Annotated in this window: 16 protein-coding genes; 3 read left to right on the forward strand and 13 right to left on the reverse strand. The window is 66.8% G+C overall.

What is annotated here, in order from left to right:
• Nucleotides 1-29: 29 nt before the first annotated feature.
• From ABIN76_RS01390 to ABIN76_RS01405, 4 genes are all read right to left on the reverse strand, one after another.
• A complete protein-coding gene (locus tag ABIN76_RS01390) occupies nt 30-1,070 on the reverse strand; it encodes a Gfo/Idh/MocA family oxidoreductase (RefSeq protein WP_346957927.1) in 1,041 nt (346 codons plus the stop codon).
• Nucleotides 1,070-1,849, reverse strand: coding sequence for an amino acid ABC transporter ATP-binding protein (locus tag ABIN76_RS01395; RefSeq protein WP_346957928.1), 780 nt, complete (start codon nt 1,847-1,849; stop codon nt 1,070-1,072). The genes ABIN76_RS01390 and ABIN76_RS01395 overlap by 1 nt, the downstream gene beginning before the upstream one ends.
• Entirely contained in the window at nt 1,846-2,634 is a 789-nt protein-coding gene (locus ABIN76_RS01400) for an amino acid ABC transporter permease (protein WP_346957929.1), read from the reverse strand. The genes ABIN76_RS01395 and ABIN76_RS01400 overlap by 4 nt, the downstream gene beginning before the upstream one ends.
• A 107-nt stretch (nt 2,635-2,741) precedes the next feature.
• Nucleotides 2,742-3,599, reverse strand: coding sequence for an ABC transporter substrate-binding protein (locus tag ABIN76_RS01405; protein ID WP_346958037.1), 858 nt, complete (start codon nt 3,597-3,599; stop codon nt 2,742-2,744).
• Nucleotides 3,600-3,803: 204 nt separating this feature from the next.
• On the opposite strand from ABIN76_RS01405, the gene ABIN76_RS01410 reads away from it, so the two are divergent.
• The gene (locus tag ABIN76_RS01410; protein ID WP_346957930.1) at nt 3,804-4,874 is read left to right on the forward strand and encodes a LacI family DNA-binding transcriptional regulator; all 1,071 of its coding nucleotides are present in this window, start codon (nt 3,804-3,806) and stop codon (nt 4,872-4,874) included.
• Here the strand turns inward: ABIN76_RS01410 and ABIN76_RS01415 are convergent.
• The 8 genes from ABIN76_RS01415 to ABIN76_RS01450 form a co-directional block, all read right to left on the reverse strand.
• Entirely contained in the window at nt 4,871-5,851 is a 981-nt protein-coding gene (locus tag ABIN76_RS01415) for a GGDEF domain-containing protein (protein ID WP_346957931.1), read from the reverse strand. The genes ABIN76_RS01410 and ABIN76_RS01415 overlap by 4 nt on opposite strands.
• Nucleotides 5,848-6,663: an alpha/beta hydrolase gene (locus tag ABIN76_RS01420; protein WP_346957932.1), complete on the reverse strand. Its 816-nt coding sequence runs from the start codon at nt 6,661-6,663 to the stop codon at nt 5,848-5,850. Before ABIN76_RS01420 ends, ABIN76_RS01415 begins: the two co-directional genes overlap by 4 nt.
• Nucleotides 6,664-6,804: 141 nt before the next feature.
• Nucleotides 6,805-7,908, reverse strand: coding sequence for an NADH:flavin oxidoreductase (locus ABIN76_RS01425; protein WP_346957933.1), 1,104 nt, complete (start codon nt 7,906-7,908; stop codon nt 6,805-6,807).
• A gap of 369 nt (nt 7,909-8,277) precedes the next feature.
• On the reverse strand, nt 8,278-9,000 hold the full coding sequence (locus ABIN76_RS01430; protein ID WP_346957934.1) for an SDR family NAD(P)-dependent oxidoreductase: 723 nt from the start codon (nt 8,998-9,000) through the stop codon (nt 8,278-8,280).
• A 19-nt stretch (nt 9,001-9,019) separates the two neighbouring features.
• Nucleotides 9,020-9,787, reverse strand: a complete 768-nt coding sequence (locus ABIN76_RS01435; protein WP_346957935.1) for an SDR family oxidoreductase — start codon at nt 9,785-9,787, stop codon at nt 9,020-9,022.
• Nucleotides 9,784-11,178 carry an MFS transporter gene (locus tag ABIN76_RS01440; protein ID WP_346957936.1) on the reverse strand — a complete coding sequence of 465 codons (1,395 nt, stop codon included), beginning with the start codon at nt 11,176-11,178 and terminating at the stop codon, nt 9,784-9,786. The genes ABIN76_RS01435 and ABIN76_RS01440 overlap by 4 nt, the downstream gene beginning before the upstream one ends.
• Nucleotides 11,175-12,065, reverse strand: coding sequence for a polysaccharide deacetylase (locus ABIN76_RS01445; protein ID WP_146336574.1), 891 nt, complete (start codon nt 12,063-12,065; stop codon nt 11,175-11,177). The genes ABIN76_RS01440 and ABIN76_RS01445 overlap by 4 nt, the downstream gene beginning before the upstream one ends.
• Complete coding sequence (locus ABIN76_RS01450; protein WP_346957937.1) at nt 12,062-13,147, reverse strand: asparaginase; 1,086 nt, start codon at nt 13,145-13,147, stop codon at nt 12,062-12,064. Before ABIN76_RS01450 ends, ABIN76_RS01445 begins: the two co-directional genes overlap by 4 nt.
• 287 nt (nt 13,148-13,434) lie before the next feature.
• Here ABIN76_RS01450 and ABIN76_RS01455 point away from each other — a divergent pair, with 287 nt between their 5' ends.
• Nucleotides 13,435-14,475, forward strand: coding sequence for a LacI family DNA-binding transcriptional regulator (locus tag ABIN76_RS01455; protein WP_346957938.1), 1,041 nt, complete (start codon nt 13,435-13,437; stop codon nt 14,473-14,475).
• A gap of 6 nt (nt 14,476-14,481) precedes the next feature.
• Here ABIN76_RS01455 and ABIN76_RS01460 read toward each other — a convergent pair whose 3' ends face one another.
• Nucleotides 14,482-15,927, reverse strand: a complete 1,446-nt coding sequence (locus ABIN76_RS01460) for a PucR family transcriptional regulator ligand-binding domain-containing protein (RefSeq protein ID WP_346957939.1) — start codon at nt 15,925-15,927, stop codon at nt 14,482-14,484.
• Between the two features lie 120 nt (nt 15,928-16,047).
• Between ABIN76_RS01460 and pxpA the strand changes: the two genes are divergently transcribed.
• Nucleotides 16,048-16,803, forward strand: a complete 756-nt coding sequence (pxpA, locus tag ABIN76_RS01465; protein ID WP_346957940.1) for a 5-oxoprolinase subunit PxpA — start codon at nt 16,048-16,050, stop codon at nt 16,801-16,803.
• The last annotated feature ends 27 nt before the right edge of the window (nt 16,804-16,830 follow it).

Consider the following 16,830-nt stretch of genomic DNA (forward strand, 5'->3'; position numbering starts at 1 on the left):
GGACCCTGTCGGGGCGGCGCGAGGTATGGCTAGGCGAAAGCGCGGAGGTTTTCGATAACCCTCAGGACCTCGAGTGACTCCCTGGCGTCGACCGGCAGCCGGCCGTCCCCCCGGAGCGCCGCGGCCAGCCGGGTATAGAACTCGGGGTAGGCGCCGCGCCGGGCAGGAACCGCCTCGGCGGTTCCGTCGACGCCGAGGACCCCCCAAGAGTCCTCGGGCTCGACGCCGTAGGCCGGGTCCGACGGCGACATGCCGCCCGCCAGCGCGGGTTCCTGGCTGTCCAGACCCCACTTGGTGTACCCGGCCCCCGAGCCCAAGACGTGGAAGCGCGGGCCAACCCGGGCCGCCATGCCGTTCATCCAGAGCCGTGACCGGACTCCGGATTCGTGCAGCAGGGACACGAAGGCCTCGGTGTCGGCGCCGTCCGGGTGCCCGTGGTTGGCGGTTTCCCCGTAGCTCTCCGCTACGGGACCGAACAGCTGGACAGCCTGGTCGATCAGGTGGGCGCCCAGGTCGTTGAGGATGCCGCCACCGTCGGAAGCCGCGGCAGTGTCCCGCCAGTTCCCGAAACCGTCCGGCCGCCACCACTCAAAGCGCGACTCGAAGCTGCGGACCTCGCCCAGCGCGCCTTCCCGAATTAGTTCCCGGAGTGTCAGGAAGTCGGCGTCCCAGCGCCGGTTCTGAAAGACCGTGAGCTGCACGCCGGCGTGGGCAGCCCGGGAGATGAGAGCATCGCCCTGGGCCGGGCTGGTGACGAATGGTTTGTCCACCACGAGGTGAAGTCCGCGGTCCATTGCCGTTGCGGCGAGGTCGTAGTGGGTTTGCGGGGGCGTCCCGAGAACAACCAGGTCCAGGCTTCCGGCGAGCGCGAACAGTGCCTCCGGCGTCGGGACGATCCGGGCGTGCGGGTAGAGCCGGGCGGCCTCCGCGGCGCGGGCCGGATCCGCCGTGACAATGGCGTCCAGCGAATAGCCGGGATGCGCCGCGATCAGGGGGGCGTGAAAGACCTTGCCGGAGACTCCGAAGCCGACGACGGCGGTGCGGATGGGCTCCGCTGCGCCGCTCCCCATCAGAGCACCTCCGAGAGGAACCGCTGGAGCCGTTCGCTTTGGGGGTTGTCGAAGAGCTGGGCGGGGGTGCCGGATTCGACGACTTCGCCCTCGTCCATAAAGACGACCTGATCGGCGACTTTGCGGGCGAACCCCATCTCGTGCGTGACCACCAGCATGGTCATGCCGCGGCGGCCCAGGCCTGCCATGAGGTTCAGCACGCCCTTGACCAGTTCCGGGTCCAGCGCGCTGGTGGCCTCGTCGAAGAGCATGACCTCCGGTTCCATGGCCAGGGCGCGGGCAATTGCGACACGCTGCTGTTGTCCGCCTGATAGGTCCCGGGGACGGTGGTCGGCGCGCTCGGCGAGGCCCACCTCGGCGAGACGGCGGCGGGCACGTTCCCGCGCTTCGGCCTTCGGCATTCCCTTGACGCTCCACAGCGCCAGGGCGACGTTCTCAAGGGCGGTGTGGTCCGGAAAGAGGTTGAAGTGCTGGAAGACCATGCCGATGCGGGCCCGCAACAGATCCGGTTTAACCTGCAGGGCACTCTCGCCGGCCAGGAGCACGTCCCCGCTTTTGGGTTCGTGCAGCCGGTTGACCCCGCGGAGCAGGGTGGACTTGCCGGAGCCGGAGGGCCCGATGATGCAGGTGGTGGTGCCCGGCGCGACGTTGAGGCTGACATTCCGGAGCACCTCGATATCCCCGTAGGCCATGGTCAGGTTTCTCAGTTCCAGGCTGGACCCGTGGAAGGTCTCGATGTCCGGCGCGGTGTTGCTGGCGGTATTGCTTGCGAGGCTCATGTGTTGCTCCCGGTGGTCAGCGGTGAAGCCGCGGCGAGTTCGTTGACTTCCTTGAGGCCGCTGCTGGGGGCGGCGGGGCGGCGTCGGCCGGTGCGGAAGCGGTTGTCGAAGTAATTGACCAGGTGGGTCAGGGGCACCGTGACCACCAGGTAGAAAATCCCGGCCAGGACCAGCGGGGAGAGGTTGCCGGAGAGGACGGCGGCATCCTGGCCGACGCGGAACAGTTCCCGTTCGGAGACCAGCATGCCTAGGAAGTAGACCAGCGAGGAGTCCTTCACGATGGCGATGAACTGGTTGACCAGCGCGGGCAGGACCCGGCGGACACCCTGCGGGACAACCACCAGGGCCATCGATTTCGCGTAGCTCATGCCCAGCGCCCTGCAGGCTTCGCCCTGGCCCCTGTCCACGCTCTGGATGCCGGCGCGGAAGATCTCGCCGATGTAGGCACTGGCAATTAGGCTCAGGGCGATGATCCCCAGGGGGTAGGGGGACGGACCGAAGATCGACTGGCTCAAGCGGGCAAATCCCTGGCCGATCAGCAGGATGGTCAGGATGGCCGGAAGCCCGCGGAACAGGTCCGTGTAGATCCGGGCCGGAACGCGGAGCCAGGCGGACGGGGATATCCCCATCACGGCGACGACCATGCCGAGGGCGACGCCGAGGATGGTGGCGGCAATGGAGATGATGAGGGTATTGAGGAGTCCGACTCCCAGAAGCTGGGGCAGGACTTCGGCCATTGCGCCGAAGTCAAAGAAGGTGCGGGTGATGGTGCTTAACCAGTCCATGGTGTCTCTCAGACGTAGGTAGCTTGTGGATCCCGGGCGGGCCGCGCCGTGCGGCCCGCCCGGTCAGGTGGCAGCGCGGTGGCTGCCGGAGGTGTCCGCCTGGTGGCTTACTTGCTGGACGTGGGGCTGGGCGAGGGGCTTGCCGCCTGCTCGGCCTTCGGCAGGTACTGCTTGGGCATCGGCGATCCCGGGAACCACTTCTGGTACAGCTTCTTCCAGGTGCCGTCTTCCATGGCGGCGGCCAGTCCCTTGTTTAGGGCGTCCTTGAAGGCCGTCTTGCCCTTGGCCACGGCGAACCCGGCGGGGGCGTCGAAGGACGGGATGTCCGCGGCGCTGACCAGTCCGTACTTCTCCTCGTAGGCCTTGGCGGCCTCGTAGTCCAGGAAGTGCGCGTCCACGGATCCGCTGTTCACGGCGGAGATAGCGGTGTTGTTGTCCGGGAAGCGCACCAGGCTGGCCGAGGTGAAGTTCTTGACGGCGTAGGCCTCCTGAAGCGTTCCCTGCACCACGCCCAGGCGTTTTCCGGCGAGCGCGTCGGCGTTGGCGATGCCCGAGTTCTTGGTGGTGATGACGGTCAGGTAGCCGGCCAGGTAGCCGTCGGAGAAGTCGACGGTTTGCTTTCGCTTGTCCGTGATGCCGATCGCCGCGACGCCGGCGTCGAACTGGCCGTTGGAGACGGCGGCGAGCAGCCCGGAGAAGTCCTGACCGGTAAAGACGACCTTGTCGATGCCTGCCCGGTGGGCGACATCCTTGAAGAGTTCGACGTCGAAGCCGGTGAAGTTCCCTTGGGCGTCGGCGAAGGTGTAGGGCTTGGAGTCACCCAGGCTGGCCACGCGGATGGTGCCGGGCTCGATCAGGCCGTAGGGGTTGTCCGCCGGCGACGACGAGGCGGAAGAGGTTCCGCCGCAGCCGGACAGTGCGAGAACCGCGGCAACAGCAGCGGCAATGAGCGCCCCGGGGCGCAACTTGTTTCCTGTGTTCACAGCGTTTTTCCAATCGTGGGGTGAGGAGCGGAGGAGGTGGGCGGTCCGCCCCTTAGTGGGTGAGGGTCGATGCGGGTCTTGCTGAGTCCGGTCTCACTCCCTAGGATTGAGACCGGACTCACATCGATTGCTAGAAACGTAATCGAAGCCACATGGGGCGTCAAGGGTCCGCTACGAAAGGCCGTCATGAAGAGTGATGTTTCCCGGCGCCGCGACGTCACCGTCGCCGACGTCGCACGCGCCGCCCAGGTCTCCAAAGCCCAGGCCGCCCGCGCCCTGGGCAACTACGGCGCTGTGAGCGAGGATGTGCGCGAGCGGGTGCTAGCCGCCGCCGGGGAGCTGGACTACCGGCCCAATGAGCTCGCCCGCAGCATGAACACGGGAAAATCGCACACCATCGGGGTGGTGGTGGGCGACATCGAAAACCCCCATTTCGGGCTGGCCACCCGGGGCATCACGGACACCGCCAAGCGCAGTGGCTACAACGTCATCCTGATCAACACGGACGAGGACACGGCCGCGGAAATCGATGCCGTCAGGGTGCTGCTGGACAAGCGTGTGGACGGGTTGATCGTGGCACCGGCGTCTTCGGTCGAGACGCAACATCTACGGCGCGTTCACGAGTCCGGCCGCCCGCTGGTCCTGCTGGACCGCAAGGCGCCCGGGCTCGACGTCGACACCGTCGCCGTCGACATGGAGGACATCTCCCATGAGTCCACGAGTTACCTCATCCATGCCGGCCACCGCAGAATCGCCTTCATCTCCACGCTCCGGACGGACGAACCGTACCGTGAAGGCATGCCGCTGGACTCGTCCCAGATCTCGGACCGTCGCGCCGGGCTGCAACGTGCGTTCGCTGACGCCGGCCTGCAACCGCCGGAGGATCTGATCCGCCTCAACGCCGGCGATGACGAGTCGATCCGGAAGATCACCCGCGAGCTGCTGCAGCGCCCGGACCCGGCGACCGCGATCATCGCCTCCGACGGGTTGATCGGGCTGAGCGTCGTCGAGGCTATCCAGGAGCTCGGCCTGTCGATTCCGGAGGATGTCTCCTTCCTCATGTATGACGACTTCGCCTGGACCCGGCTCACCACGCCGCCGCTCACGGTCATCGCGCAGCCCGTGTATGACATGGGCGCAGCCGCAGCCGCAGCCCTGATCCGGCAGATGGAGGGCCGGAAGGCGCCCGCCGCCGCGCCGGTGTTTACGGCCGAGCTGATCCGCCGGGGATCCGTCGCGGCACCGGCGAGGGGTTAAACGACGACGGCGGGAGCTTCCCGCCGGCCCACGCGCATTGCGGTCTTGACCCGATACATATCCTGGTCGGCACCGGAGAGCAGTGCTTTGGCCAGGTCCCGGTGCCCGGCCGAGTCGGCGTCCGCCGGCACGGCCGTTTCCGCCAAGCCGACGGACATGCCCAGCCGGAGTACGGTCCCCTCAATGGTGACGGGCGCCGCCAGACAGTCCCGGACCCGGCCGGCCACCGTCTCCAGCTCCCCCGGATGCTCCAGCCCGGGAACCAGCACCACGAACTCGTCACCGCTGTAGCGCGTCACGGTATCAGCGCCGCCCACGGCCCCGGTCAGCATCCGGGCGACGTGTTCCAGGACCTGGTCCCCGGCCGGATGGCCCTGGGTGTCGTTCACCTGCTTGAAGTTGTCGATGTCGCAGAACAGCAGGCCTACGCGGTGCTGCTGCTCGCCGGCGCGGGCCAGGGCCGCCAGCAGGCTTTCCTGCAGCCGCCGCCGGTTCGAAAGGCCGGTTAGCGGGTCGTGCAGGGCCCGGTGGCGCGCTTCCTTCAGGAGCTTGGCGCGCTCCGCCGCGGCGTCCTCGAGTTGCCGGTGGGCGCCGGCCAGTTCGCGCTCGTACCGCCGCCGCTCGGGCGCGGCGAAGAAGATCATCAGGTCCCGCGGCTCGCCGCCGTCAGATGTCCGGGTGACCGAGAGCAGCACCGGCTTGCGCTGCCCGTCCGGCCCCAGCAGTTCGATCGACAGCTCGGCCAGGTGGCCGTCGCGTTCCAGCTTCGGCCCGGCATGCGTGCGGTACATCAGCCGGTCGCCGGCCGGCAGCAGGTCCAGCAGCCGCGTGCCGTCGAGCACGTCGATGCCGGTCCAGGCGCACATGGTGGCGTTCGCCGCAAGGATGGTCCCGTCAGGGCCGGCCACGACGTAGCCGGCGGGTGCCTGGTGGAAGAGTTGCCTGTAGTCGACGGCCCGGGTGGTCGTCTGGCTCATGGCTGCTTCAGGTACTCGAGGATGGCGGTGGCGGTTTCCTCCGGCGCGCTGCTTTGTGGGAAGTGGCCGGTGGCGGCCAGCCGCACCAGCGTGCTGGCGGGCAGTTCCCGGTGCAGGTAGGTGCCCACGTGGTCCGGCGTGACGACGTCGTCGGTGCTTTGCAGGACCAGCACGGGAATGGTGACGCCGGACAGCAGGTGCCGGACGTCGGAGAGGAACGCCACCCGGGCGAAATCACGTGCGATCCGCGGGCTGATCCGGCCGAAGCTGCCCTGGATTTCGCGGTCCAGTTCCGGGGCGTGGGGCGCGTTCATGTAGACCGGTGCCATCTGTTCGGCCCAGACGAGGTAATTGGCGTCCAGGGATTCGAAGACGTCGTCGAGGTCCTCCCGGGTGAACCCTCCGACGTAGCCGTCCTCGGGGTGGTTGAGGTAGCTGGGCGATGCCGTGAGCAGGACGAGCCGGCGAAAGCGGCTGCCCTGGTCCCGGGCGGCGGCACTGACCGCCATCATGGACCCGACGCTGTGGCCAACCAGGGTGGCGTCCTCCACCCCGAGTTCCGCGCAGACTTCCATCAGGTCATCGACATACGCGTGGAGCCCGGAGTAGGTGTCCGAATCGTAGGCGGACTGGTCAGATCCCCCGGACCCCACGTGGTCCAGCAGGACCACCCGGTACCGGTCGGTGAACCAGGGCAGGATCCTGCCCCACATACCCTGGTCGGTGCCGAAACCATGGACGAACACCAGGACCGGGCCGGCTTCCGGCCCGTACACGTGCACGTTGTTCCGTGCTGTTGCCCCAGACGCCATCTGCCAACCCAACCTTTTCACTTCAGCCGCTAGCCTGGCACGGCTCTTCGACTGGTCGGCTCCCATCGTAGCCCGGCGGGGTACCGGGCCGATGCCGCATCGCCGCACGTCATGCAGTGCAACGGGGCGGAAAGCGCAGGATTAGGCCGGCCCCTCCAGCTCCCAGTCTTTGACGTCGGCGAGGGGAGCGAACACGCTGGGGTCCAGTTCGTCGAATTCGAGGTTGTTCCGGACCAGGTGCGGCCAGTTCCGGTTGGCCAGGGCGGCCTTGCCGAGCGCGACGACGTCGGCGGAACCGTCACGCAACATGGACACGGCCGTTTCCGGATCGTCGAGTTTGCCGTTGGCGATCACTGTCACTCCCGAATACGCCTTGGCCAGCGCGGCCAACGTTTCCTCCGAATCCTCAAAGGCGGGCTCGCTCGCCTCGTATTCCGTGGTGTGGATAAAGTCGACGCCGGTGGCCCCCAGCGTGGAGAAGATAACGTTCGCTTCGTCCGCGGTTCCGCCCCACCGGTGGTCATGGTCGCTGACTTTGGACTGGGAGATCCGGATGCCCACGGTCATGTCGGGGCCGACGGCGTCCCGGACGTCGCGGCAGATCTCCGCAGCGAACCGCACCCGGTTCTCCGGTGATCCACCGTAGCTGTCCGTGCGCTGGTTCAGGTAGTCCGTGAGGAATTGATCCAGCAGGTACCCGTTGGCCCCGTGGATTTCGACACCGTCAAAACCGGCCCGCTGGGCGTTCAGCGCCGCCGTGACGAAGCCTTTCCGGACATCGGCCATTTGCGCCGGAGTGATTTCCGACGGAACGGGATACGGGCCCTCACCGCGGTAAAACGGCAGTTGCTCCCCCTTGGGGGCCACTGCCGATGGTCCGATCGAGGACGTGACAAACCGGTTTCCCTGGCTTTGCGCCCCCGCATGCATGAGCTGGGCGAACATCCGCGCGCCGGCCGAGTGGACGCCGTCGACGACGGTGGCCCAGGACCTGGCCTGTTCCTCGGTCGCGATGCCGGGCTGGAAGTGATAGCCCTGGCTGTGCGCGGTGTCCGGGTAAATCCCTTCCGTAATCAACAGCCCAAAACCGCCGCGGGCAAACTTCCGGTAATAGGACGCCATTCGTTCCGTGGCGTGCCCGTCTTCGGTGGCACTGATCCTTGTCATCGGAGCCAGCGCCACCCGGTTGTCGAGGTGGGTGGAACCGATCTGAAGTGGCGACCATAGCGGGGTGAAGTCAGTCATGAAGAGCTCCTAGGCTAGATGCTTCGAGCAGGGCGGCCGCACGCGCGGGCAGCCCTGCGTTGGACGGGTCGGCCGCGTAGTCTTCCCGGCGCCTGCGCAGGCGTCCAAGAACCGAGGCGTCAGTAAAACAGTCGAGGACAGCAGCCCAGAGTTCTTCAAGGGTCTGGCATTGCCTTGAGCCCCCGGAAGCGCCGGTCATCATCCAGCCCTCCTTGAGCGCGGTCACCTTGGGGGCTCCCGGCAGACCTTGGCAGACACTGTTGATCGTGGCCGCGACAATCAGGTGTTGCCGCAGGGTTCTGACCGGTCCCAGGACGGGATCGGGCACAACGGTTCGTCCGCAGGCGCCGCACATGTGGCCCTCCCTTCTTAGGGCATTACGTCGCCGGAGTTGGGTCCGAGGGTTTGCCCCACAAAGAGGTTGCCTCCGGGGTCGCTGGCCAGCAGGAGAGCCGTGGGTGCCACCTCCGCCGGTTTTCCGAAGCGCCCCAGCGGAAGCCCCGCCCGCTTGGCCGCTTTCCAGTCCTCCGAGATCCCGTCCACCAGCGGAGTTTCTATCGGACCCGGGGCGATGCTGTTGACGAGCACATTGTCGCCGGCGGTTTCCAGGGCCAGGGCCTTGGTCAGCCCCACCACGCCGGCCTTGGCGGCACTGTAGTGGCTGAGCCCGGTGCCGCCCTTGATCGCCAGTTGGGAGGCAATGTTGATGATGCGGCCCCACTTCTGTTGCCGCATCTCCCCCACCACCTCCCGGCAGCAGAGGAAAACGCCGGTCAGGTCGACGGAGACGGTCTCGTTCCACATTGCCAGGGTCATGTCCTCCAGCCGCGACTCGGTCAGCAGGCCCGCGCTGTTGACGAGGATGTCGATCCCGCCCAGCTGTTCGCGGGCGGCGGCGAAGGCGGTTTTCACGCTCGCTTCATCCGAGACGTCGACGGCGATGGTTCCCGCCGCGCCGGACCGGTCCAGGACTGCCACTCTGTCGCCGTTGGCGGTGAAGGCGTCGGCGATGGCCTTGCCGATGCCGCTGGCGCCGCCCGTGACCACCACAGCCCGGCCCGATCGGTGAGGGGAGGTGTCAGTGTTGTTCATTCGTTCCTTCCAGGGCTTTTCAGGCACGCATCTTGATGGTGAGGCCGCCGTCGACTATCAGCGACTGGCCGGTGACGTAAGCGGCGTCATCGGAGGTCAGGAAGCCGATCACGCTGGCAACCTCCTCGGGCCGGCCGACCCGGCCCCATGGAATGTCCCGCCCGGCGCGCTGCAGGCCCTCGGGCCCCAGCGAGTTCACCGGGTCCAGGGACTGCGGCGTCTCAATGAGCCCGGGGATGACAGCGTTGGCACGGATGCCACGCGGTCCCAGCTCGGCGGCCACGCTGCGGATCAGCCCAAGCACACCGGCCTTGGCGGCCGCGTAGTGGGCATGCTCCTCCCACCCGTAGACACCGCCGGCAATTGAAGACACCGCAACCATCGCACCGCCCTCGGTCATCCGCGCGGACCCCGCGCGCAGGGTCCGCAGCACCCCGGTGAGGTCGACGTCGAGCATGTCGTCCCAGCGTTCGTCGGTCAGCTCGCCCAGGGGCGAGTTGCGCAGGACCCCGGCGTTTGCCACGGCGTAATCCAGGCGGCCGTACTCCTGGACGGCGCGTTCGGCAAAAGCGTCAACCGACGGGGTGCTGCGGACATCCACTTCATGGATCACCGCTTGGCCCCCGGCGTCCTTCACCAGGCGCAGGGTTTCCTCCGGGTCGTGGGGATCGCCGGGGAAGGTGCCGATCACCGACCGCACACCATTCTTGGCGTAGTGCACGGCGAGCGCGCGGCCAATCCCGCTGGCGGCCCCGGTGATGACGGCCACCTTCATATCCCGGGTCATGCGTCGACCTCGTGCGGGTGGTCCTCGAGCAGTGCCTCTGCCGGGGGCTTCGCAGCGATCATCAAGAGGCCGGAGAACAGCGTTCCGGCCGCACCGACCCACAGGGCTGCTGCGCCGGTACCCCCACTGGCTGCCGCCGCGGTGAACAGTGCGCCGCCCAGGATGGTGCCGGGCTGGCTCATGGCACCGATGAACGCGGTGCCGGTGGCACGGCAGCTGACGGGGTAGCACTCAGCCATGAAGTACTGGATTGCGGCATACGGCCCAACCAGGAAGAACAGGCCGGCGCCGTAGGTCACGATGATCATGACGGGACTCGTGGCGATGGGGCTGAGCATGACGGTGAAGGAAAGGCCGGAGAGAATCCAGCCGCCGATGATGGTCCGTTTGCGGCCGATCTTGTCCCCGAGCCATCCGTGGAAGACGTAGCCGAAGTACGCCAGCATGTTGATGACGATGAGCATCCAGAACGCATCCGAAAGCTCCACACCCTTGGCGTTCTTGAGCACCGAGCTGCCGAGGATGCTGAAGATCATGATCCCGAAGAAGTTGAAGATCCAGGCCAGCGAGAAGACGATCGTGTTCCGGCGCAGGTGCGGTTCCCAGATGCGCTTCAGCGGGGCTGCGGACGAGTGTTCGACGCCGTACGCGTGGGCCAGGGCGTGGGCGTCCCCGGACTGGCCGCTCTTCTCAAGTTCGGTCAGCTTGTGGTGCAGTTCGAACTGGGGAGTCTCCTTGAGCTTCTTGGCAATGACCCACACGATGATCGCTGCCGGGATGGTGGCCATCAGGTACAGGGCGCGCCAGCCGAGGGAGGGCAGGAACGCGAGGGCGAGGGCACTGGCGAGCAGGAAGCCCAGCGGCCAGCCGCCCTGGATGAAGGAGTAGTGGAAACCGGGGCGCTTGCGCTTATCGGCGACCTCGGTGACCTGGTAGACCTCGTTCATGTAGGTCGCGTTGACTGCCTGCTCCGAGAATCCGAGCCCGCCGAAGGAACGGACCAGCACGAGCAGGCCGTTGCTCAGGAACGGGATTCCGGTCGGAATCAGCGCCGTCAGGCCGGAGACGATTGCGGTGCCGCCGATGGTGGTCATCATGCCCTTGCGCCGGCCGAGCCGGTCAATGACAGGGCCGATGCCGAAGCAGACGATCGCGGTACCGACGGCGATCCAGGTGTTGATGGCGTAGGCCTCGGTTGCGGTCCAGCCGAACTCTTCCTGCATGGCCGGCAGGAGGGTACCGAAAAGTCCGTAGTCGAAAACGGCAATGGTCCAAGCCAGCAGGGCCAGCACCGTGGCGGTGGTCGTATTGCGCTTGGAGAAGACCGGGAAACGGCGTTTCTCGTCGGGTGCCGGGTTCGTCAGGTCGACGGCGGGCTGCTGGATGGTCATGACTGGTTTTCCTTTCGGGGGCTGCGGGCGAGGAAGGAGTCGGCGATCTGGTCGAACTTGAGCCAGCTGACGCCTTCGTGGGAGTTGATGTGTTCGATCAGGCGTTCGAGCATGAGCAGGACCTGGGGCCGGCCCGAGACGTCCGGGTGGATGGTCATGGTGAAGACGGCCTGGTCCATTTCCCGGTAAACCCAGTCGAACTGGTCGCGCCACATCTGCTCGATGTCGCGGGGGCTGACAAAGCCGTGCGAGTTCGGGGACGCCTTGATGAACATCATCGGAGGCAGGTCATCGAGGTACCAGTTGGCCGGAATCTCGACCAGATCGGTCTCCTTGCCCCGGACCAGCGGCTCCATCCAGGTTTCGGCGTCCTTGGTGTAGTCGATCTTCTTCCAGCTGTCACCGACCCGGACGTAGTAAGGCTCGAAGTCGCGGTGCATCAGGGAGTGGTCGTACTTGATCCCGCGTTCGAGGAGGATCTCGTTGGTCACCTGCGAGAATTCCCACCAGGGGGCGACGTAGCCCGTGGGGCGGCGGCCGGAGACTTTCTCGATGAGTTCGATCGACCGGTCAAGTATGGCCGTCTCCTGCTCCCGGGTCATGGCGATGGGGTTCTCGTGCGAGTACCCGTGCACGCCGATTTCATGCCCGGCGTCCACGATCATCCGGGTCAGGTCCGGGAATGTCTCGATCGAGTGGCCCGGGACGAACCAGGTTGCCGGCAGCCCGTACTTCTCGAAGAGGCGGATGAGGCGGGGGCCGCCTACTTCGCCGCTGAACAGACCGCGGGAGATGTCACACGGAGAGTCTTCGCCTCCGTAGGAGCCGAGCATTCCGGCCACGGCGTCCACGTCGACGCCGAACGCGACTTGGATGTCCTTAGTCATGAGATCAACCTTTCACTGGGCTTTTTGTTGGAGTTGGGTTGTTGGGTACTGGCTTCGGGGTGGTTTGAGTCCGGGACCCTGCCACGCAGGGCGAAGGTTTCCGCGATGTGGTCGGCGGAGGTGCCGAGGCGGAGCAGCAGGCTGAGCAGGACCAGCGACTGGGATGGCCGGAGCAGCCCGGAGGATACGGCGCCCGCCGCGCGCAGATCGTCGCCGCCGCCGTCGCCGTAGATCGGCACGACGGCGCCGGCTTCCACCCGGGTGCTGGTCACCACCACGACGCCGGCCGCGGTGGCCGCGGCGACCTCCCGGCAGATCTCGCGGTTGGCGTTGCCCGTACCCGTTCCCTGGAGGACAATCCCCGCCGCCCCGGCCTGGCGGGAACTTCGCAACAGGGTGGCGTCCGCCCCGGGGTAGGCGGCAATCAGGTCCACGCGGGGCGAACCGGCCCCGGCACCAGGCAGCGGCAGCGCATCAACCGTGGGCCGCACCGTCGTGAGGCTGACGTCACCCGCTTCGCTGACCGTTCCGGCCGTTCCAAAGTCCGGGTTGGCGAAGGCTTCAGCTCTGGTGGTGTGGCACTTCCGCACCCCGGCTGCAGGGAAGATGGTCCCGGCAAAGGCCAGGAGCACCCCCTTCCCACGGGCTGCGGGAGAGCCGGCGACGGCGATCGCCCGGGCGAGGTTTCCCGGGCCGTCAGGGGTGCTGGAGTCGGCCGCCTGCTGGGCGCCGGTGAAGACGACCGGTCGGGCATCATTGTGCGTGAGTTCCGCCAGGTAGGCCGTTTCCTCCATCGTGTCCGTGCCGTGCGTGACGACCACCCCGAGAACCTGCGGGTCCGCCAGGGCCTCGCGGATCTTGGCGCAGATGGCGATCATGTCGTCGATGGTCAGCAGGTACGAACCCTTCCGGAAGATGTCCACCACGCGAACCGGGTGGGCGGCCCGGCCGCCCACGCTGGCGAAAACCTGCTCTCCCGTGTCCGACGCCACCGCTCCGCCGGTCTCGGAGCCGCGGGAGGAGATGGTGCCTCCTGTGGCCAGCAGCACCACGTGCGCGCTCCCCGAATCTGTGACGGTCATGTTGACTCCGTTGCTCCTTGCATCCGCCGCAGCGAATGCCTACCCAATCGTTTGGGTTCTTGGCTAAAAAGTATCTTCGCGATGTTTCCCCCACGTGCTGCCCGGCGTTTCAGGTGTAAACACTTTTAGTGTCGAATCCGCCCCGCCGGGCTACCCAATCGATTGGGTAAGAGGTTAAAGTGACTATAGAATGTGACTTGGGACACGTCAAGGGCCCTATGGCTGAAGATCCGCACCGCATCGGGCAGTCTTGTAGGACGCCTTCTTGAGCTGCGGCAGGGGAACAAATGGAAGAAATCACGGCCGATGGCCGCACGGTCACGCTGAAGGACCTCGCCAACGAGCTCGGCATCCACCCGTCCACTGTGTCCAGGATCCTGCATTCGGGATCCGACGTTGCCCGCGGCGCCGCCTCCGTGGCGACGGCTGAACGGGTTCGCGAGTTGGCGCGGAAGCGGGGCTACTCCCCCAATCCCCAGGCCGCCGGCCTGCGGACGCGGCGGACCCGCCTGATGGGCGTGATTGTCCCCCGGCTCTCGGACCTTGTGCTGGCCATCATGTACGAGGGGATTGAGGAGGCCGCGGCCGAGCTCGGCTACTCCACCTTCGTCATGAATTCCCGCGATGACCCGGAGGAGCAGCGCCGGAAGACGGACACCATGCTGGCCCGCCGCGTGGATGGGCTGATCATCGGCGATGCCCACTTGGACGGCAGCCAACTCCGGGAGCTCAGCGCCCGCAACATTCCCTTCGTGCTTATGAACCGGCGGGTTACCGGCTACCCTTCGGCCACCTGCGACGATGTCCTGGGCGGCCAGCTCGTGGCCGACCACCTGTGGAGTAAAGGCCACCGGAACGTCGCCGTCATTGCAGGCGAACCATACGCCAGCACGGCTGTGGACCGGACAGCCGGGTTCGCGCACCGGTGGAAGTCCCTGGGCGGCGCGCTTCCCGAGGAAGCCGTCGTCTGGTCCCGCTTCGACACGGCGGGCGGCCGCGAAGCCACCGAAACGATCCTGGCGCGCAGAAAGCCGCACCCCACTGCCATCTTCGCGGTCAACGACTTCGCGGCCATCGGCGCCATGGGCGTGCTGCGCTCCCACGGCCTCACCGTGGGCAGTGACGTCGCGGTCGTGGGCTTCAACGACACGTCCGTCGCCGCGGAGCTTCCCATCCCGCTCTCCTCTGTCCGCTCCCCCATGCTGGATATCGGCCGGACGGCGATGGAACTGCTGAAGCGTGTGCTCGACGGCGAAGACGTCGAACCCGTGCGGCTTACACCCACCTTGTGTGTGCGGGAAAGCAGCGCCTGGGATAACGCAGGCTGACCTTGCTCAATGCGCTGCTGCGACGATGCCCAGCGCCAGCATGTAGGTGGCGCGGACTTCGCCGTCGGTAAGGTCCAGCTGCAGGAGCTCCTGGATCTTCCTCAGCCTGTAGCTGAGGGTGTTGCGGTGGATGAAGAGCTCGTCGCAGATTTTCGCCGAATTCCCGCTGTGCCGCAGGTACGCGTCGAACGTCTCCCGCAGCGCAGTGCCGCCGTCGGAAGACAAGGGTGCCAGGAGGCGCTGGCACATAGCCACCAGACCAGGGCTGGGCAGCCCCTGCACAATGCCGGCGAGGTCGGCCAGCGGCGCTTTGTGCACGCCGGGCCGCCCCACCTGGCGCCGTGCAAGCCGAAGCGCCAGCGGCAGTTCGCCGAGGTTCGCGGTCTCGGTGACAATCACGGACAGTTCCGGGGCATCCAGAAAGAAGTCCCTGACGGCGTCAAGCAGGTCGGCCGTGCCGTGCGGGCGCTGCAGCAACAAGGTGGTGAGCCCGGTTTCCTCCATGAACCGCACGGTGCTGAAAGAGCCCTGCAGCCCCACCCGCGCGCGCCACGCTATGGCACGCAGCTTGGCGGGCGCGATCTCCCCCGAACTGGCGATGAGTACCCCGCTCCAGTCTCCGTCGGGATCGAAACCGGACTCGAGGGCATAGCGTCGCAGCGGCCGGGAGGGCTCGCCGTGGCCCGCGTAGAGGGCCTCCATGAAGCGCGCCGCCTCCCGGGAATGCAGGGGCGAGCGGGAGCCTAGGGTGTAGCTCAGCTGCAGGCCGATCACGGCGGCGACGGGACCCAGGACGGGCTGCAGCACGATGTCACTGCCAATCCCCTCGATGGCAAGCCTGAATTGCTCCGCGGCCCCGCTTGGCAGGCGCAAAGTGGTCCGCGCCGTATCCCCGTGGGCCGTGCCTGCGGCAACGAGTTCGAAGGCATTCTGATCGATGACGGCCACCCTTGCGTTGACGGCGCCCGCCACCCGCTCAAGCACCTCCGCCAGGGACCGTCCGTCGGCCGCCAGACGGGTGCACTCGTCTGCCAGCTCCCAACCCTTGCGCAGTTCCTCATAACGCTCGGTGGCAATGATCCGCTCCACGTGGCGCATGACCAGCACGAAGGGCACCTCCGGAGGGAGCTCCAGCAGTGGCAGGCCGTGCGCCTCGCAGGCCCGTAACAGGCCCTCCGGCAGCTCGCGGTGCGCGGCGCCCAGGCCAAACGCGAGTCCCGAGACGGGCACGGAGACCAGCCGTTCCACATAGGCGTCCCAGATCCTGAAGTCCCTGACGTTCAGGCCCATGCCGTTGGTCAGCACGAGGGCATTGACACTGAGGAAGGGCGTGGGGTCCATATGTTCCGTCGGAGCACACCAGGTGATCGGCCGGTTCAGGCGGCCTTCGGCGCCCGGAACACGAAGGCGGATGTTGAGATCGGCGTCGCCGATCAGGTCCGAGATGCGCACGGCAGCCTCCCATAAGCGGCGGGCAAAACCCTTCAGATAGTGCAGTCATCATAAGTCGGCCCGTCCGATTCGTCGCACTGCACAATATCGGCGGCCCCGGATGCTGAGTAGCGTTGCACCATGCAAACAAATGAGACCCCCGACACCGCTCCCCGCGCTCAAGGGCGCGTGCTGTTGAACTCCGACATGGGTGAAGGCCTGGGCCTCCACGAGTTCGGCAACGACGAAGAACTCATGCGCATCATCGACGTTGCCAACGTCGCCTGCGGGTTCCACGCGGGCGATCCCGACGTGATGAACCGCACGGTGGCGCTCGCGGCCGAGCACGGGGTGGCTGTCGGTTCGCACCCCGGCCTCCCCGACGTCGTAGGTTTCGGCCGCCGCCGGATGGTACTCAGCCCCGACGAGGTCGAGTCGATGATCCTGTACCAGACCGGGGCTTTGACAGCGTTCCTCGGCAAGCACGGGCTCACGCTGAACCACATCAAACCGCACGGCGCCCTGTACGGAATGCTGGCCGGCGACGAGGAACTGATGCAGGCCGCTGCCGGAGCGGCGCTGCAGTACGGAGTTCCGTTTTACGGACTCGCCGGCACGGCCCACGAAAAAGTGTGCCGGGCGATGGGCGTGGAATTCGTGCCGGAACTCTATGTCGACCTCAACTACGGTCCGGCAGGCGAGCTGCTGATCCAGCGCCGCCCGGTTCCCACCGATCCCGCAGCCGCCGCCGAGCGCGTCAGCCGTGCCCTGGCCGGCGAGCCGGTACTGGCCGTGGACGGCACCGAACTGGACATCCCCTTCCGGAGCGTCTGCGTTCACTCCGACGCACCCAATTCCACTGCCGTGGCCAGCGCCGTGCGTGCGGTCCTGGGCTAGAGCCAAATTATCCAACCATCTGAAAGC

It is taken from the genome of uncultured Arthrobacter sp., from assembly GCF_964021775.1.
In the GTDB taxonomy this organism is placed as follows: domain Bacteria; phylum Actinomycetota; class Actinomycetes; order Actinomycetales; family Micrococcaceae; genus Arthrobacter.

Excerpts from the sequence above, each read along its gene's own strand:
- ABIN76_RS01395 (WP_346957928.1), bottom strand. The coding sequence starts at position 1,849 with ATGAGCCTCGCAAGCAATACCGCCAGCAACACCGCGCCGGACATCGAG.
- ABIN76_RS01415 (WP_346957931.1), bottom strand. The coding sequence starts at position 5,851 with ATGAGCCAGACGACCACCCGGGCCGTCGACTACAGGCAACTCTTCCAC.
- ABIN76_RS01450 (WP_346957937.1), bottom strand. The coding sequence starts at position 13,147 with ATGACCGTCACAGATTCGGGGAGCGCGCACGTGGTGCTGCTGGCCACA.
- ABIN76_RS01435 (WP_346957935.1), bottom strand. The coding sequence starts at position 9,787 with ATGACCCGGGATATGAAGGTGGCCGTCATCACCGGGGCCGCCAGCGGG.
- ABIN76_RS01425 (WP_346957933.1), bottom strand. The coding sequence starts at position 7,908 with ATGACTGACTTCACCCCGCTATGGTCGCCACTTCAGATCGGTTCCACC.
- ABIN76_RS01445 (WP_146336574.1), bottom strand. The coding sequence starts at position 12,065 with ATGACTAAGGACATCCAAGTCGCGTTCGGCGTCGACGTGGACGCCGTG.
- ABIN76_RS01430 (WP_346957934.1), bottom strand. The coding sequence starts at position 9,000 with ATGAACAACACTGACACCTCCCCTCACCGATCGGGCCGGGCTGTGGTG.
- ABIN76_RS01455 (WP_346957938.1), top strand. The coding sequence starts at position 13,435 with ATGGAAGAAATCACGGCCGATGGCCGCACGGTCACGCTGAAGGACCTC.
- pxpA (WP_346957940.1), top strand. The coding sequence starts at position 16,048 with ATGCAAACAAATGAGACCCCCGACACCGCTCCCCGCGCTCAAGGGCGC.
- ABIN76_RS01410 (WP_346957930.1), top strand. The coding sequence starts at position 3,804 with ATGAAGAGTGATGTTTCCCGGCGCCGCGACGTCACCGTCGCCGACGTC.
- ABIN76_RS01420 (WP_346957932.1), bottom strand. The coding sequence starts at position 6,663 with ATGGCGTCTGGGGCAACAGCACGGAACAACGTGCACGTGTACGGGCCG.
- ABIN76_RS01440 (WP_346957936.1), bottom strand. The coding sequence starts at position 11,178 with ATGACCATCCAGCAGCCCGCCGTCGACCTGACGAACCCGGCACCCGAC.
- ABIN76_RS01400 (WP_346957929.1), bottom strand. The coding sequence starts at position 2,634 with ATGGACTGGTTAAGCACCATCACCCGCACCTTCTTTGACTTCGGCGCA.
- ABIN76_RS01390 (WP_346957927.1), bottom strand. The coding sequence starts at position 1,070 with ATGGGGAGCGGCGCAGCGGAGCCCATCCGCACCGCCGTCGTCGGCTTC.